The sequence below is a fragment of the Acutalibacter sp. 1XD8-33 genome (assembly GCF_003612555.1).
Taxonomy (GTDB): domain Bacteria; phylum Bacillota; class Clostridia; order Oscillospirales; family Acutalibacteraceae; genus Acutalibacter.
The window spans coordinates 1-1,464 of the sequence record NZ_RAZF01000082.1 but is presented as its reverse complement, the minus strand read 5'-3'; the positions used below and the strand labels follow the sequence as shown (position 1 = coordinate 1,464).

The following is a 1,464-nucleotide window of genomic DNA, read 5'->3' as shown; positions in this document are numbered from 1 at the left end:
GTACAGAATGTCAGTGTTAATGCCAGCGCCCGGCTTGGTGCCGTTCTCGGCATAGGAGAAGTTCTTCTCATTCCACCAGGAGCCCAGAGTGGTCACGCCATTCTCAAGCTCGGTGTAGTTGTTCAGGTAAATGTTGTCAACGAAGGAGGGAGGATTAGCGGCCACGGGCCAGTTGGCGGCGTTGTAGCCAATGCCGTTGCCCCAGTTGCTTCCGCCAACCTTATCGGTGGTCTTGCCGTTCAGGCCGGACACGCCGGGAGTTACCACAGCGCCCTCGGGCATATCCATCACCAGGTAGTAGCCAGCCAGGTTCGTGTTCAGGAAGTCGGGGTCTTTATGAGTAAGAGTGAACACCACATTGGTCGCAACAGGTACGGATTCACCGTTCAGCATGGCGGTCGTAGCATCTACATTGCCAGCATCCTCAGCGGGAGTGAAGGCCATGGGGGTATCGATATCGATGGCAGCCACATTCTCCCAAGTATCAAGGCCTGTGATAATAGCGGTAGCAGAGGCATTAGCCTCCGTAGTGATAACCAGGTTTGCAATAGCCACGGCCTCTGTAGGATCTGTCGTGTCCGCTCCTACAGGGAAGTACTTCAAAGGTACATCGTTAGCGCCAGGAATCACAGCAATATCAGCCGCAACGGGATAACCAGCTTCCGCCAGCGTAACGACTGTTTCGGTTCCGGCTCCTGCGCCATCAGGATCAAGGTCGCCGCCATTATCCAACACCTTGGCAACGATCTGCAGTTTATCGTTAGTGGTATCATTTACCAGCTGCAGTTGTACTGTAATCGGTCCATTGACAGTAGTGCCAGCCGTTTCCGCAGCGGCCACAGCATCGCCGACTTTCTTCATGGCAAGCGCCTTGAAGGTAGCCAGCTGGGCATCTACCCAAGTGAGCTCAGCAGAAGCAGCGTCTGTGCCGGCTTGACCAGTTACAATATCGTCCAGAGTAACATTAGCAGGAGCTTCCAGAACGGGAGCATCCGGATTTGCGGTATTCTCCGGCCAAGCCAGGGTAGCGGCTTTCGCGCCCTTGGCAAAGGTAGCGGTAGCAACAGTATCAGTGTCAACCTTGAACACCAGTTTGGCGGGCGTACCCGGCTCAACAGTGCCATCAGCAATCGGCAGGTTAATGTTAGCGCCGCTTGCAGCTTTTGCCATCACACGCAGTTTCACCTGAGTGCCGTTGCCTCTCATAACGATCTGAATCGGCTGGGCGGGATCAATCTTATCTGTAGTTCCAACCTTGGTCAGAATAGCATTCTCAAGAATATCCTCAGCACCAGCTTCCCAAACAATGCTCATGGTCTTGTCGGTATCTACGGTGCCAAAGCCAGTAGCCTTGGGAGTAAAGGTCAGGGTGTCGGGATATGTGGTGCCCACTCCGTTGGTCCACAGAGCGCTGTCCAGCTGGAAGTTGAACTGCTTCTGGGTCTGGTTATAGGTGGACAGGAT

The 1,464-nt window shown here is 54.2% G+C and carries 1 protein-coding gene; it reads right to left on the bottom strand.

The genetic code is table 11. From position 1 onward, the window contains the following. On the bottom strand, positions 1-1,464 hold a 1,464-nt coding region (locus tag D7X94_RS18650; protein ID WP_158591083.1), incomplete at both ends, for a hypothetical protein.